At 30.9% G+C, this 14199-nt stretch carries 18 protein-coding genes; 6 read left to right on the forward strand and 12 right to left on the reverse strand.

All coding sequences use genetic code 11. The features are described from left to right. Nucleotides 1-12: 12 nt before the first annotated feature. Nucleotides 13-336 (forward strand): hypothetical protein, encoded by a 324-nt coding sequence (locus tag EAH81_RS09330; protein WP_140506218.1) that lies wholly within the window; start codon nt 13-15, stop codon nt 334-336. 547 nt (nt 337-883) lie between these two features. Then, nucleotides 884-1261 (forward strand): GreA/GreB family elongation factor, encoded by a 378-nt coding sequence (locus tag EAH81_RS09335; RefSeq protein ID WP_140506220.1) that lies wholly within the window; start codon nt 884-886, stop codon nt 1259-1261. Between the two features lie 295 nt (nt 1262-1556). Here EAH81_RS09335 and EAH81_RS09340 read toward each other — a convergent pair whose 3' ends face one another. From EAH81_RS09340 to EAH81_RS09390, 12 genes are all read right to left on the reverse strand, one after another. Further along, nucleotides 1557-2390: a DoxX family membrane protein gene (locus tag EAH81_RS09340; protein WP_140506222.1), complete on the reverse strand. Its 834-nt coding sequence runs from the start codon at nt 2388-2390 to the stop codon at nt 1557-1559. A gap of 205 nt (nt 2391-2595) precedes the next feature. Continuing rightward, complete coding sequence (locus tag EAH81_RS09345) at nt 2596-3066, reverse strand: hypothetical protein (protein WP_140506224.1); 471 nt, start codon at nt 3064-3066, stop codon at nt 2596-2598. Between the two features lie 122 nt (nt 3067-3188). Continuing rightward, nucleotides 3189-3557, reverse strand: a complete 369-nt coding sequence (locus tag EAH81_RS09350; protein ID WP_140506226.1) for a hypothetical protein — start codon at nt 3555-3557, stop codon at nt 3189-3191. 170 nt (nt 3558-3727) lie between these two features. Beyond that, nucleotides 3728-4105, reverse strand: coding sequence for a hypothetical protein (locus tag EAH81_RS09355; RefSeq protein WP_140506228.1), 378 nt, complete (start codon nt 4103-4105; stop codon nt 3728-3730). 191 nt (nt 4106-4296) lie between these two features. Beyond that, nucleotides 4297-4797: a DUF3859 domain-containing protein gene (locus EAH81_RS09360; RefSeq protein WP_161595798.1), complete on the reverse strand. Its 501-nt coding sequence runs from the start codon at nt 4795-4797 to the stop codon at nt 4297-4299. Nucleotides 4798-4828: 31 nt separating this feature from the next. Then, a complete protein-coding gene (locus EAH81_RS28020; RefSeq protein ID WP_262711757.1) occupies nt 4829-4963 on the reverse strand; it encodes a hypothetical protein in 135 nt (44 codons plus the stop codon). A 60-nt stretch (nt 4964-5023) separates the two neighbouring features. After that, the gene (locus EAH81_RS09365) at nt 5024-5389 is read right to left on the reverse strand and encodes a lysozyme inhibitor LprI family protein (protein ID WP_140506232.1); all 366 of its coding nucleotides are present in this window, start codon (nt 5387-5389) and stop codon (nt 5024-5026) included. 108 nt (nt 5390-5497) lie between these two features. After that, on the reverse strand, nt 5498-6022 hold the full coding sequence (locus EAH81_RS09370; protein ID WP_140506234.1) for a hypothetical protein: 525 nt from the start codon (nt 6020-6022) through the stop codon (nt 5498-5500). A gap of 233 nt (nt 6023-6255) precedes the next feature. Further along, nucleotides 6256-6492 (reverse strand): DUF3805 domain-containing protein, encoded by a 237-nt coding sequence (locus EAH81_RS28125; RefSeq protein WP_140506236.1) that lies wholly within the window; start codon nt 6490-6492, stop codon nt 6256-6258. A gap of 39 nt (nt 6493-6531) precedes the next feature. Beyond that, the gene (locus EAH81_RS09380; RefSeq protein WP_140506238.1) at nt 6532-7113 is read right to left on the reverse strand and encodes a hypothetical protein; all 582 of its coding nucleotides are present in this window, start codon (nt 7111-7113) and stop codon (nt 6532-6534) included. 167 nt (nt 7114-7280) lie between these two features. Beyond that, nucleotides 7281-8291: a CBS domain-containing protein gene (locus tag EAH81_RS09385; RefSeq protein ID WP_140506240.1), complete on the reverse strand. Its 1011-nt coding sequence runs from the start codon at nt 8289-8291 to the stop codon at nt 7281-7283. Nucleotides 8292-8682: 391 nt separating this feature from the next. Beyond that, nucleotides 8683-10131: a DUF4041 domain-containing protein gene (locus EAH81_RS09390; protein ID WP_206669080.1), complete on the reverse strand. Its 1449-nt coding sequence runs from the start codon at nt 10129-10131 to the stop codon at nt 8683-8685. A 283-nt stretch (nt 10132-10414) separates the two neighbouring features. On the opposite strand from EAH81_RS09390, the gene EAH81_RS09395 reads away from it, so the two are divergent. From EAH81_RS09395 to EAH81_RS09410, 4 genes are all read left to right on the forward strand, one after another. Next, nucleotides 10415-10603: a type II toxin-antitoxin system HicA family toxin gene (locus EAH81_RS09395; RefSeq protein WP_140506242.1), complete on the forward strand. Its 189-nt coding sequence runs from the start codon at nt 10415-10417 to the stop codon at nt 10601-10603. 31 nt (nt 10604-10634) lie between these two features. Beyond that, nucleotides 10635-11045, forward strand: coding sequence for a type II toxin-antitoxin system HicB family antitoxin (locus EAH81_RS09400; protein ID WP_140506244.1), 411 nt, complete (start codon nt 10635-10637; stop codon nt 11043-11045). Nucleotides 11046-11341: 296 nt separating this feature from the next. After that, nucleotides 11342-12418: a peptide chain release factor 1 gene (gene prfA / locus EAH81_RS09405; protein WP_140506246.1), complete on the forward strand. Its 1077-nt coding sequence runs from the start codon at nt 11342-11344 to the stop codon at nt 12416-12418. A 269-nt stretch (nt 12419-12687) separates the two neighbouring features. Then, on the forward strand, nt 12688-13863 hold the full coding sequence (locus EAH81_RS09410) for an RHS repeat domain-containing protein (protein ID WP_161595800.1): 1176 nt from the start codon (nt 12688-12690) through the stop codon (nt 13861-13863). Nucleotides 13864-14199 lie beyond the last annotated feature (336 nt).

Below are 14199 nucleotides of genomic sequence, written 5' to 3' on the forward strand. Positions count from 1 at the left end.
AATGAGAAAATCATGGAAATACAACATAAAGAAAAGGTCACAGAATTTCTGGAATCAATGAAAAGAATCAATAAATTCAAAAAGCTAAAATCAGAAAATAATAATGACAATTCGTTTAGCGTAAATCTAAAAGTATCCGGTTATAACGAACTTAACTTAATGGTTTCAAGTCTTCTAAAAGCAAGTATTATTTTACTTAATGACGATGCTCGAAGTCAGGCCTGTTTTCCATTTAATGAAGCAGATAATAATGTAATGACTTTGCTTGAAATTGCCTTACAACTTTTACCGGAAGATGAAATGGAGATATTGGATGATTTGCACAAACTTCATTGACAATTAATACTAAAAAAAATCACGCAAAGGCGCAAAGCCGCCAAGTTTACATACATTTTCTTTGCGCTTTTGCCCTTTGCGCGAGATTTATTCGGCAAAGTTCCAATCCCGAAACTTCGGGACGGGATAGATATTTCCTTAACTTAATGACATTACGTTCGCATTAGCGGGGGATCTATTCTTCAGAAATCAGAAATCAGAAGAGTTTAAACAGATCTTGTTTTTTTTGTAAGAAAAAATACGTATATTGCTGCCATATTAGAATATAATGGTAACTGCAAATTTTTATTTAGTAAATAGTTCTTTGATGTGCTTAATGTGCACGTTATTGTATTTGCATGATGATACCTTCTTACAAAGCTCAAAAGAGTTTATTTATTTTGCCCTGTCACAACTCTAGGCAGGGATTCTTTCCTATAACATAGTTAATTTATTTAAATCCTCAATTTTATTCAGGATATGATATCATTGAATTAGTTTGGCTACAAGATATTCAGTGAAGAGTTCAATATCATACTCTATATAAAATGAAGCAAGCAAGAAAGTTATGTCACAAAATATTATTGTAACCACAGGAACATACGATTTAATCAAAGATCACGTAAGAAGAAAAAAAGTAACAGCAGAAGAAGAAGTGTTATTATTGGCCCAGTTAAAAAAGGCATCTCAGGTATTGAGAAGAGATCTGCCCGAAGATATTGTTTCGTTAAACCGAAGAGTAACCTACAAAGACCATATGAATAATGAAGAGAAAACAATTCTTCTTGTTGGTCCTGAAAGAGCAAAAGCAAACAAAAACAGAATTTCGGTTCTTTCTGATGAAGGTATTGCAATGGTAGGGTACAAAGTAGGAGATCTTATAGAATGGCCTGCTAAAAAAGGTAATTTGAAATTAGAAATTTTAAAAGTAGAAGAGGAAGTTTAATATTATTTATGCTTTAGATTTATAAAAACATCCCAAGAAGGTTTCTTTTTTGGGATGTTTTTTTGTTTTGATAAATAGTATTGAGTTTCATTGTTGCCGCCCGAAGTCCTCGCTGGCTTAAAATTTTAATGATACCCAATTCACTAACGAAATATATGCGTAATATTTATCTGTAGAGATGCACAGCAATGCGTCTAACTCAAGGATTGCATCTTTGCAGATTTCTAATTGGAACATGAGACTGCTGTGCGCCTCTACAATGTACCTTTCCGTTAAAACATTTTTGTTTTTTTAATTAGGATTGTATTATTTCACCTAAAGCTGTCTTACGATCATTTGTTAATGCGATTACTAATGCAATACCGCAGAAAAGCAACGCAATAAATGCACGTACAATTTCATTTCCACCGCCTGCTGATGGGTTTGCAATGGCATCCGGAATATGAAAGAATAGAAAAAACAATAAAAGCGTAAGCGCTAAAAGAAGCGCAATTGGTTTTATTAGAATTTTAAAAATAATCGATATGCCAGCAATGATGAGGGCAACACCAAAAAAGTAAGTCCAAAACATGGGCGCTGGTAACCATTTTGGAACCATTGTAACGAGAAATTTGGCAAAAGCAAAATGACTCAACCCAAATAATATCATAAGAATCGAATAAAAAACCCGCCCACACGGAATAAGTTTTTCTAATAATGAGGTGAAATTCTTTTCACCTCCAGCAGAACTGTTCTCTACAAATGATCCTGCCATTACAAACGCGCCACCGCTATAGGTTAATTCTTCGAGAGCATCTATCCAAACCTGAAAATCCGGAGTTTTATCTGCACTAAGCATTATAATATAAGGTAGGTGAGAAGTGATGATCGCAGCAAGAAAACAAAAACCTAAATAAAGGCATATTTTTTTAGTGTCACTAAATTTAATTTTAAATACTCCCGAAATGATAATTCCGGCAAATATCAAAGCTATTCCGGTAAGAATGGGGAAGATACTATTGTTATGAGCCCAAGCAGGAAATGGAGATAAAATTTCTGAACGAAATTTTTTGATAATAATTTGATGAATCCCCAAAGCAACAACACCGATACCATAAAAGGCACGGCCGATTTTAATAAGTTCTTTCATTAGTAGTACTGTTAAAAAAAATAATTAAAGAATAGATTTTGGCAAGTATCAAATATATAAATTAATTCAGAAAATACTGATTTACAGGATGTTTTTTGTTTTTATCATAAAAAACAACTCTGCTAGAACGTAAAAAAAATGCAAAGTCGGAGACATTTGCGTAGCGTTAATTAAGAATACTTAGTATAACGAAGTCGAGAGTAGCCTATATTTTAAAAAATTGTAATCTTTCATCTGAGTCGGTATCTTTATAATCCCTAAAAGAATGCCTTAAAATCAGTCTTTCATTTTGCAGGAATAAATCAAAAAGAATTGATTTATTTTTACCGTAAGCCTGACTTTCGTCAGCTATTAAAAGTATTGCCCATTTCTCTTTTGTCATTCTTTTTTCAATGCTCCATTTCCCTTCAATGTTTTGGCAATCGGCATATTGTTCTGTAGTTGCTTCATTCATTACGTTAGGAAAATTTTTGGCTTCAAAACTTCCGTCTTCGTGCAATGTTAATTGAACGTCAGTGCATTTGAAACTGTAGCGAAGCATTGCAGGATAGCTGGGCACATCTAGTTTCCAATTACCAGCTATTTCTTTGGCTTTGGGTTCTTTTTTTAAATCTTTTAAGGAATTTTCGCAACTGCAAAAAATTAGTAAAACGATCAGGTAAAAGCTTTTCTTCATATTAATTTGTTATTTTAAGTTTGTCCTCTGACTATTGGCGAATATGCGGCTCATGCGTATTTTTATTAATGTATTTTCACTTGCGTACATATGAGTAACGTACTCATGCAATGTAAAGGAAATTACTCTAATTTTTCTAAATTGAAAGTAATATTCATTCCTTCAAACAAAGCTTTTCCTTTAGCAATATTTCCATTAGCGTCAAATATTTCGACCGACATAGTTTTTCCTAAAAACTCTTGTCTGGGACATTTTGAAAAGGTAAATTCATAACTACAATCTGATTTCCAGATAATTGTACCTTGAATTATTTCTGCCGATTCTTTAATGACTTCAGTTTGAATTTTTTCAGTTCGAGTCACAGTTATATTTGGAAGACCTTCGCTGGTATAAAGAAATTTTCCAATTTTAAATTTTTCACAATTTGATTCTTGCGAAAAACCTTTATAAGAAAGTAAACTCAATAAAAGAAAAAAGTATATTTTTTTCATAATTGTAATTTATAATTTATTAATATTTTTTTTGAAGTAATTTGTAAAAGCCAGAATCTTTTATCAGGTTTATGGTTTCTAAAAAATCACGAAAGTCAGAGAAGTTTGTGTAACTTTTTATAAGAACACTTCGATGAGCTAGTGTTGTAACAACATAAGGAATAGAGATCTTATTCTAAATTATTCCAACCGCTCACATTGCCTTTTTTTATTTGTAATAAAGCAAAAAGGATTACCAAGCAAATCACAATAAAAATTGGCGACATAATTCTATTACTATTTAGCAATTGTAATACAAACAATATTATGCTAATACTGAAAATACCCCAAAATCCTAATTTCACCCATTTAAAAAGCATTATTGAGAACAGGATACCTAATAATCCAAGTGAACCATGGATTAACATCATATTTTCTGAAATTTGATATTGAGCAATCTTAGACATTTCATCAGTTTTAAAGAAATAAAGAATTGTACTAAATGAATAAGCAATTATTAAATAAATTAACCAAGCTGTTAAACATCCATGTCTCTCTTTCTTTTGCATTTTTTATGTTAAGGTTTTATTTAATGATTTAAAACTTTGTTTCTCTGTTCAGTATAGTTTTTACTTTTCTTTGTGACTATTGTAATGTGTACGAATTCTTTAGATTTCGCACAGTGATTACAATATTTAGCAAGGAATATTTTGAAATACTTAGGAGAGCGGGAGGCTTACAGTAAAGAACCAAAATTTACTTAGTACAAAATAAATGTCTTACTGTAGACACGTTTATTTTCTATATAAAGATTCATTTCCCATTTCCCTTTAATTAATTCATAAGGTTCATCTAAGCTGTATGAAGAAGCAGAAGGAATATTTGATGGTCTTTGAGTGGTATATCTTATGCTTTTAAATTTTTCTCCTTTACTGTTTGTTACTTTTTCCGGATAAATCCATTCAATGTCGATCGCCAGATTAACAGTGTCTTTGGCTTCTACTATATAAACAACTCCAAAATTTGCTTTTTTTACAGCTTTAATCGAATCGGTATTTTTGATTATAACAAAATCCTTTAACCAGCCATGAGTGCCAGTTGGAGTGTTGTTAACTTGTTCTGTTGTACCATCTTCGACTTTTGCCAGTCCGTAGTCAAGTTCTTTAAGTTCTAAAGTTCCATAACTTTTAGATTTAATAGTAGCTTGCGAAAAAATAGTTTGTAAAACAAAGAGCGAAAGTAAAGTATAGATAATTTTCATTTGTAGTGGGTTGGTTTTTAGTTGACAGATTTTAGTTATTTGGTTTTTTGGGATTAAACGGTGTATTTTTTTCAAACATAGCCTCTTTAAATTTAATTTCCTTACGCGAAACCGTAAAATCTTCTTTTGAAAAACAAAACCCACTATTGCCTGCATAATATTTCATCGTTTTGTTATTGGCTGGCTTGTGTTCACGAGCGGGACGATAATTCTAGCGGGGGAAATACTAATTGTATCTCTTCTCCCGATCTTCTAAATTGCTTTTTAACTCTTTAGTTCTATCGTTTGTGCATTGAGCAAGGCAGGTATAATAAATTAAAGGCTGAATACTACCTCCATTATACTCTTCTTTTTCAAATTCACATTTTGAATCTCTAAATTTAATCCAGTTTTTCTGAGTAGTAATCAATAATTTTTTCTCTTTTTCATTTAATTTTTTGACTAACTTTTTATAAACCTGATTAAGTTCATTGTCAGCTTTGGCAAGATTTTGAATGGCGGTTTGATTCATTTCAACTTGTGTTTGTGCAAATAAATTAGTGCTGAAACTAAATAGAAATAATGTCAAGAGACATAGATAGAAATTTTTCATGTAATTAAAAATTTAGCGGTGCTACTTAGATTATTTGCAGAAACGGTACGCTCGCGCTAGTTGGAGAACGGGAGACAAAACCTATAATATTGCTAAACTGCTATTCGTTCATATTTTTTTATTTAAAATATATTTTTGTCGTAAATCTATTCCATCTTCCATATATTCAACGTTTGGATTTTCTATAACGTATTCTTTTTGCGCAATTTTAAAGATTGAATCAATAAAATTCCCACCATACTTTCGAGTAATTTCTTTGCCCATTTCTTCTTGGTAGCAATAAGGTTCAAATGTACCCATTCTTGTACATCTTTGTAAATGTTCTTTTATTTGAATACCATATTTACTTAGCATTTTGGACATTTTTTTAAATTCTCTAGGATGAAAACCAAAATATATTAGTTTTCCATTTTTGATGTCTCGTATTGCTTTGGATTTTTGATTAATACAAAATGTATCAATAATCGTAACTTTTAGATTTCGATTTTTAATCCACATATTAAAATAAACTTCTTCGTTGTAAACAATTAAGTTTCCTTTTTTGTCAAATTTTTTTAATTCTTCTACTTCTTTTTTTCTATTACAAGAATTCAGTATAAATATTAAAAGAAATGATAGTAATACTTTATTCATTATTTAGTGAATTAATTTTGAATTGAAATTTATTTACCGAACCTGGTGTGCAAATATCTTTGATTTTGCGCCATTTTTATATAATTAGTCTAAAAATACGCAAATTACATTTTCTATGATTTTAGATGAAGTTTTATTTCTTAAAAAGAACTCATAATTTTCTATAACATTTTGTAAAAAAGTCAGCAGACTTTTGACTGATTTATAGTTCCAAATAACAAAAAAACGCAAAGTCAGAGACATTTACGTAGCGCTTCGGAAGGAACACTTCGTAGAGCGGAAATTATTCGTAGATTTCCTGTCCATTCTGTTATATCAAAAAAAGCATTTGTGTTTTTTTCATCTTCGTATTCATCCCAGTTTTCAGGCAAGACAATTGTATATCCCAATTCAGAAACAAAAGTCCGATTGTTACTTTTATTATTACAACTTATGATTGCTAGAAATATTAATAGCTGATGAAATTTCATTTATATTTTACTTTAGTTGATATTTAATTTCTTAGTATTTTATTTAATCTTCTTTTCAAATCTTCTTTTAGAACGATCAAAGGCAGTTTTTTCCCAAGAACTATCAAAGCCATGCCAAAATAATCTAATTGTATAATTTTGAGAAGAAGACCAAATTAAAACATCAATATCATCATATTTAAAAAAGATATTATTATTGTCAGCTTCATCATTTATGAATTTTTTATTGTCCTCAATTGCTGTTTGGATTTTATTTAAGAATTCAATTGCTTGTTCTTTTTCAAAATTTTTAAATGCATAACCTTGATATAGTACACCAGTATCATTCCAATAATTCCCATAAAAGCCTAATACTAAGCCTTCTTTTTGTTTGCTTTCGCATTTATATAATAACGTTGTTAATTCTCCGGAACTTGCAGCAGCAAGTGGAATTATTTCAAATTGCACAATTTCAGTTGTTGAACCTAATACATTTTTGAATAAGAAATTCTTTGAATTATATAAGGCTACATCTTTGCTATATTCTTTTGCAACCCAAACATTATTGTTATTTGTTTTTATTTGTGAAAAAAGGAAATTATTAATTAAAATAATAAATACAATTGAGAATTTTATTTTCATTTTTTTGTTGTTAAATTATTGGCTTACGTCCACGAGCGAGACTTTTGATTGCTTTACGGTTCCAAAGAACATAAAAAAAAACGCAAAGTCAGAGACATTTGCGTAGCGTTTTACAATGTACACTTCGAATAGCGGGGTGATACTTCAGAAAGCCGAGGTATTGTAAATTAAATATTTTCCATTATCTGTTGGATAAAACGTTGAATTCTTCTTAATTGGGCTAAATCATCTTCATTCATTTCTTCCGGACTAAAATGCATTACTTCATTTCTAATTTTGTTTACATCTGTAAGCATTTTTCGCAGTAAGACGCGGTCTATTTTTAGGTCAATCTTTCTAAATAGATCTTCATTTTCAAATATTCTAACATAGTGCCCAAAAGTCAAATCTGATAAATGTTTTATTTCTTTTTCGATTTTTGTCAGATCTAAAACTTTATTAATGTCCTCATAAGTTAATTTATCATTCAAAATAATTCTTATTGAATTTTCTATTTGCTCAATGAGAAGAAATGGTTCAGAAAGAATTAAAAATTGCTGACCAATGTCTGTCGCAGTTACTATACCGGATATTTCATTTTTAATATCTCTAACTAATATGACTTCTTTTTCTAACACTATCTTTATTGCTTTGAACAAAGGTTCGTCGTAATTGATAGTTTCAATTGGTTCAAAACAATCGACAACAGTTTTACATGTTTTACCAAGTGCGAGAGCTCTACCAATACTTTTCCAACTTACTAGTCCGTATACATCCTTTTTACTCGATAAAATTGGTATTTGGGAAAAATTATGATATAACATTAGAGAAACAACTTCTTCTATTGGCATTTCTTTTCGAACAGTAACAAGTTTGAATTCCCCAGTTTCTGAGTCGTTCAGATCAGAAGATTTAATAATACCAACTCGAGGAATCGCTTCAGAGTACTTAGGTTTTTTAATCTCAGAATTAATACCGATCGTTGGTCTTAGCTTTATTTGTACATGATGATATGCATTTGCGCTTGCATAATTGGGTTCCATAATTAGTTCATATTTTTCTAGCCACAAATTTACAGTGTAAATTACCCTAGGACCTCTACGTGAAACTCCATATAATTGTGTTATTGTAGCGGTCGAAATTTTTCTTGATTGTTTGTCTTTTTTTATTTCTAAGAAAAGTGCTTCTAATTTGTTCATCGTGATTTTTTAATTGTATAGAAATCTTGTTTATAATATTTTACAATAACGATTGTTGATGTTTTTTTTTGGAAACTAATCTTTATTTAGTTCTTTTAAATCTTCTTACTTGTTCTTGTCAAATAATTTGCTTCTTTGTAAAAGATAGAAAAATCCCTGACAGCGCGAACGTTTCGCTTATGACTTTTTTTAATTGTTATTAGTTTGATTGCGTGGACGAGCGGAACGCTTGCACTAGCAAGAGATTCGGAAGAAACACTTCGGATAGCGAGGCATAGCTTATTGATACAATTGAAAGTAAGAAAAATGTAATTAATACTTTGTTGAATTTCATGTTATTAATGGTTTAAGTTAATTAGTAGAAATGCTAAATAATGATTTTTAAAAAAGATTAGTTTAAACTAGTTGGATATTCTTCAGTTATTAGATCTTCAAGTGTTTTAATTCCTTCAGTTGAATTCATTTTTTCTAACAATGCTAATGTTTCTCTATATTGCATTGCTTCTGGTAAGATTGTAAATTCAGCTTTAAACCCTAATTCATAAATTTTTTCTTCAATTTCTTCTAGAGTAACGTTGAAAAATTCTTTTCTGTAATTTAACATATTTACTTTTTTATTTGAAAAAGCTTTGTGCAGTTCGTTTTCTAAAGTTCTTGCTTCATCTGAATAAATCATCGCATGAACATCAAATTGGAATGGAACAGAAGCGTCTCCAAGTTCCTTAACTCGGTCAATTGGTTCAAGTCTTCTTGTCATACCTATTTTATATACGTTTTCACCAAACGAACCGATATTAGAAATTATATAGACGTGTCCACGTTTTGTTTGTTGAGCCATAGATAAAGCACGTTCTTTTTTTTCTTGAGCTAATAATAGTTCTTGCTCAAGAATTAGAATTTTAGAATTTAGTTCTTCTTGCAATTCTCCTGTAGCTTTTTCAACTTCTTTTCTTGCTTTAAGCAAAGCTTTTTGATAAGTTTCTTCTTCTTTTTCGGCTTGCTTTTGGGCTTGTTCAAATTCTCGTCTTGCTTTTTCTTCTTCACGTAATTCTTCTTGAATAGCTCGCATTTCTTCTTTTTCCTCTTGACGTTTTACTTGGAACTCATATTCAAGAGTAATTTCTTTTATTTTTAATTCGAGATATTCATGTGATATTCTAACTGCACTTCCTTCTCCAAGTTTATTTAGCGTTTCATATGATTTATGAATACGTTCTTTCATTTGATTGATATTGTTCCATTTTACTTTTCCAATCTGAGCATTACATTCTCCGTTAAATGCACGAAGAATTAATTTAATAAATTTTTTTGTTGATGCTTTGCCTTTTGCAAGACTTCCATCGATTGTCCAATTTGTACTGCAAATTGCTGCAGTTTCCAATTGAATCATTAATTTTTGCCTTTCAATAATTCTAGTTTGTTCAGCTCGGTAATCTTCAGATTTTTCAAAATCATAAAAAGGCTCATAAATGCCAAATTCTATTAAATCTAATTTTGATTCATATAAACTTACATCTTTTCTTAGACGAGTATAAGTTTCAAGTGCGGTTTGATAATTGAGTTTTAATTCATCAAACTCTTTCACTTTTTTTAGAATTTTTTTATTCTTGTTTTGAATTAGTAATTCTAATTCAGTTTTTTTATTATCTACTTCGTTTTGAATATCAATAATTGATTTAAATTTTGCAAGTTCTTTTTCAAGATTCAAAATTTTTTCAAACTCTTTCTTTTTTAGAAAATCGAATAATCCCATAATTAGAAATTTATAATTAGTTTTTTGTTTTTTAAATGAATTCTCAAAACTAATTCCTTTCAAATCAATAATTTTACGGAAATCCATAAGTGTATCTTGATATTGTGAATTTCAATTTAAATTAAAAACAAACATCGTTTTTAATTTAGTCTAATCACTACGTAAAAACACCTGATTTTTAATTAAAGTAGTTTTTACTAGAAGTAAATTGGTTTAATTACAAGATTTTACGCAAAATCATAAGCACTTAAATTTAGTTTATAACAATTTTGTTATATAACGAAATTGTTATAAATTTACATAATCTAAGAGCATTTAAATACCACAAACATGAAAAAAAATACAGATGTGGTAATTTAAATTAAAGCAGATGGCTTCAGTAAATGAGTTGTTGAAACTTCTCAAAAAAGACGGTTGGTTTCTTTATAAAAATGGTGCAAACCATGATTTGTATCGGCATGCGACAAAACAGAATCAACTTACTATTCCCAGACATGGGAGTAAAGAAATAGCAAATGGTACTTTAAATAGTATTTTGAAAGCAGCAGGACTTAAATAATTCTAGCTTTTTAAATTTAATTCAAATGAATATGAATACAGAAAAAAGAATAATTTCGGTTATTATTGAAAAAACTTCTACAGGTTTTTCGGCTTATGCAAAAGAAATCGATGGATTAGCTACAGTAGGAAGTAGTATATCTGAAATAAAAGCAAATTTTAACGAAGTTCTTCAATATCATGTAGAATATCTACAAGAGCAAGGAGAAAACGTTACAATTGCTGATTTCGATATTAGTTATCAAGTAGATTTAGAGCAAGTATTTGATTATTTTAGTGTAATCAACAAATCAGCTTTTGCAGAACATTATGCAGGAATTAATCAAAGTTTATTCCGCCAATACACTAAAGGTTTGGCAACTTTGTCAAGTGATAAAATGTTGCAGATTTCTAAGGGATTACACAAATTAGCAGATGAATTAAGTGATCTGACTTTGGTATAGATTTGAGAAAAAAGATATAATTAAAACCCAAAGCCTTAGCCCTGATAGAAGCGGCATCCTTTTTAGGCAAACGAAAATTTCTTGTTTTACCATAAATCTTCTGCCTAAAAAGATATAGCGAATAGCAGGAAACAGCTCCAAAAAAGATATAATAAATAGGCAGTTCCGATAATTATAGAGATCCCAAAAACCATCAAACTTCTGCTCAAAATTACCCTCAAAAAACACAAAGAATCAATAATAGAATTTTAAACAAAAATTTCGTAAATTTGCACTCCAATAAAAGGAATTAGAAAATGTTAGATAGACTTCAAATAGTAAAACAACGTTTTGACGAGATTTCGGATTTGATTATCCAGCCGGATGTTATTTCTGATCAGAAACGTTATGTGCAATTGAATCAAGAGTACAAAAACTTGAAAGCATTGGCTGGAAAGCGTGATGAATATGTGCTTTTGATGGCTAATATAGATGAGGCAAACGAAATTATTGCTGATGGAAGTGATGCAGATATGACCGAAATGGCCAAAATGCAACTAGATGAAGCAAAAGAAAGATTGCCGGAACTTGAGGAAGAAATCAAGTTTATGTTGATCCCTAAAGATCCTGAAGATGCTAAAAACGTAATGGTCGAGATTCGTGCCGGAACGGGTGGAGATGAAGCGAGTATTTTTGCAGGAGATTTATTTAGAATGTATACTAAATATTGTGAGAACCAGGGTTGGAGAACTTCGGTTGTAGATATGAACGAAGGAACTTCAGGTGGTTTCAAAGAAGTTATTTTTGAGGTTTCGGGAGAGGATGTTTACGGAACTTTGAAGTTTGAAGCTGGTGTTCACCGTGTACAACGTGTTCCTCAGACAGAAACTCAAGGTCGTGTGCATACATCGGCAGCTACAGTTATGGTTTTGCCGGAAGCTGAAGAGTTTGATGTGCAAATTGATATGAACGATGTTCGTGTTGATTTCTTCTGTTCGTCAGGACCTGGAGGACAATCTGTTAATACTACGAAATCTGCAGTACGTTTAACGCACATTCCAACCGGATTAGTGGCACAATGTCAGGATCAGAAATCACAACATAAAAATAAAGATAAAGCGTTGGGCGTTTTACGTTCTCGTTTATACGAACAAGAATTGGCTAAGAAAGAAGCTGAAGATGCTACAAAACGTACTTCTCAGGTTAGTTCTGGTGACAGATCTGCTAAGATTCGTACTTACAACTATGCTCAAGGTCGTGTAACAGATCACAGAGTTGGTTTGACACTTTACGATCTAGGAAACATCATGAATGGTGATATCCACAAAATTGTTTCCGAATTACAGTTGGTTAATAATATGGAGAAATTAAAAGAAGCTTCTGAGGTTTTCTAAAAAAAAGGTTCTGAGGTGCTAAGGTTCTTAGGGACTGAGGTTTTATCTTGGATATTATATATAGGGCCGAACTACTTTGTAGTTCGGCTTTTTTGTTGGTGTGAATTGTTGAAAATTCGGGGTTTTATTAAGTTTCGAATTCTTTGAGATTTTTTTTAAAAATATTAAGATAAAAGTGTAGTTTTGGCTTTTTTAGTGAGAAAATTATTGTTTTTATAGTAACATGTAATGACCTGACATGATAAATGGGTCGGCTTAAAAAAATATTTATGGATTTCAAAAAAGGAATGTTATTGTTGTTACTAATTTTAGGAATGGCATCTTGCAGTAGTGATACTCAAGATGGAAGTACTAAACCTGAAATTGTCTATGCAGATGTAAAACCAACACAAACAAAATACAAAGCTTTTTATGGTGAAAGAATTGTAAAGATTAAAGGTTCCGGTACATCGCGCCCTAACAATGCAGATCCCTCTCCACAACCTATTCCGGATGTTGTTAAACCAGTTTCGGTGATTTATTATCCGCTTACTCAAACCATTTCATTTTCGAATATATTTGAAAATACCAGAGTAGAATATAAGGTAACCGCAATTACTGTAAATAAGGGTATTTCGGTTATTTATAGTTTTAAAATTGGTGAAACGGTTTATACCTGCAAAATCATAGAAAAAACGTTTATCTCACCAGCAACTGTTACTGTATATTTTGCTGGCGGATCATACCAATTTAATGTCACAAGTTCTGAGAAAATGAAAATTGCGAAATTGCTCTCAAAACAAACCAATACTTCGACAGCAAACAGCAAAAGAAATTATACGATACAATACACTTATAAAGATACTCTTGTAGTAAAATCAGTACGCAATTATAACGATTCAAAAACTGGAGTGGCAATGGTTCAGGTTTCTGATTTTGTTTACAATGGAGCAAAAATAGCCAGTAAAACACTTAGCAATGGAGAAGGAGCAATTTTGAAAAAAGTTACATACAGTTACGAAAACAACTTAATTACAAAAGCTACAACTACTGATCCAGCCGGTAATGTAACGATTGATACCTACGAATATGACGCACAAGGAAGACTAATTACCACACATTATGGAAATAGTTCCGGGACGATTTTCTATATGATCCGACACTATATTTATGAGAAAAACAAGATGACGACAATTTATACAGATGATAAAGAGTCATATTATGATACCGAAATATCGGTTTATAACAGCGATCGTAAGCCTTATTTAATAACACAAGATCAAATTCTGGATCCGTTTTATTACTTAGATATTACTACAACAAGTATTACTCATGAAAATGGAACTGTAGACGATTTTCCTAAAAACGCTTATGAATATTCGGAAGAAGGATTGCTTATTAAAGTTTCGAAAAGCATTGATCCCGCAAATCCGGATGTTTTAATTCGTGAATACGAAGAGGAGTAGGTTTTTTTGAAGGTTCAAAGGTTCAGAGGTTCAAAGGTTCAAAGGTTTTTCCGTAGAGATGCACAGCAGTGCATCTTATTTAAACCGTTTTCTAAATATGCAAAGAAGCTTTATACCTTACAACTTAGTGTCTCAGAACATTATAAAAAAAAAGTCTGTTTCATCATTGAAACAGACTTTTTCTTTTTTTAGATTCAGGTTAAGGTTTATAAGAGGTCTTAGCAACTCAGCACCTTAGTCCCTCAGAACCTTTAAAAAAATATATTGAAGGATATTAACTGTTTAACCGTTTGTCTACAAAAACGTATAAAGCAAGTTAGATACCTAGAAATACTC

The organism is Flavobacterium pectinovorum, assembly GCF_006438875.1.
GTDB classification, from domain to species: Bacteria; Bacteroidota; Bacteroidia; order Flavobacteriales; family Flavobacteriaceae; genus Flavobacterium; species Flavobacterium pectinovorum_A.

Bases quoted from the DNA above. Each gene is read 5' to 3' on its own strand.
- EAH81_RS09400 (WP_140506244.1), top strand. From the start codon at position 10,635: ATGAATACAGAAAAAAGAATAATTTCGGTTATTATTGAAAAAACTTCT.
- EAH81_RS09330 (WP_140506218.1), top strand. From the start codon at position 13: ATGGAAATACAACATAAAGAAAAGGTCACAGAATTTCTGGAATCAATG.
- EAH81_RS09360 (WP_161595798.1), bottom strand. From the start codon at position 4,797: ATGAAAATTATCTATACTTTACTTTCGCTCTTTGTTTTACAAACTATT.
- EAH81_RS28125 (WP_140506236.1), bottom strand. From the start codon at position 6,492: ATGAAATTTCATCAGCTATTAATATTTCTAGCAATCATAAGTTGTAAT.
- EAH81_RS09395 (WP_140506242.1), top strand. From the start codon at position 10,415: ATGGCTTCAGTAAATGAGTTGTTGAAACTTCTCAAAAAAGACGGTTGG.
- EAH81_RS09380 (WP_140506238.1), bottom strand. From the start codon at position 7,113: ATGAAAATAAAATTCTCAATTGTATTTATTATTTTAATTAATAATTTC.
- EAH81_RS09390 (WP_206669080.1), bottom strand. From the start codon at position 10,131: ATGGATTTCCGTAAAATTATTGATTTGAAAGGAATTAGTTTTGAGAAT.
- EAH81_RS09345 (WP_140506224.1), bottom strand. From the start codon at position 3,066: ATGAAGAAAAGCTTTTACCTGATCGTTTTACTAATTTTTTGCAGTTGC.
- EAH81_RS09355 (WP_140506228.1), bottom strand. From the start codon at position 4,105: ATGCAAAAGAAAGAGAGACATGGATGTTTAACAGCTTGGTTAATTTAT.
- EAH81_RS09370 (WP_140506234.1), bottom strand. From the start codon at position 6,022: ATGAATAAAGTATTACTATCATTTCTTTTAATATTTATACTGAATTCT.
- EAH81_RS09385 (WP_140506240.1), bottom strand. From the start codon at position 8,291: ATGAACAAATTAGAAGCACTTTTCTTAGAAATAAAAAAAGACAAACAA.
- EAH81_RS09335 (WP_140506220.1), top strand. From the start codon at position 884: ATGTCACAAAATATTATTGTAACCACAGGAACATACGATTTAATCAAA.
- EAH81_RS09365 (WP_140506232.1), bottom strand. From the start codon at position 5,389: ATGAAAAATTTCTATCTATGTCTCTTGACATTATTTCTATTTAGTTTC.
- EAH81_RS09410 (WP_161595800.1), top strand. From the start codon at position 12,688: ATGGATTTCAAAAAAGGAATGTTATTGTTGTTACTAATTTTAGGAATG.
- prfA (WP_140506246.1), top strand. From the start codon at position 11,342: ATGTTAGATAGACTTCAAATAGTAAAACAACGTTTTGACGAGATTTCG.
- EAH81_RS09350 (WP_140506226.1), bottom strand. From the start codon at position 3,557: ATGAAAAAAATATACTTTTTTCTTTTATTGAGTTTACTTTCTTATAAA.
- EAH81_RS09340 (WP_140506222.1), bottom strand. From the start codon at position 2,390: ATGAAAGAACTTATTAAAATCGGCCGTGCCTTTTATGGTATCGGTGTT.
- EAH81_RS28020 (WP_262711757.1), bottom strand. From the start codon at position 4,963: ATGAAATATTATGCAGGCAATAGTGGGTTTTGTTTTTCAAAAGAAGAT.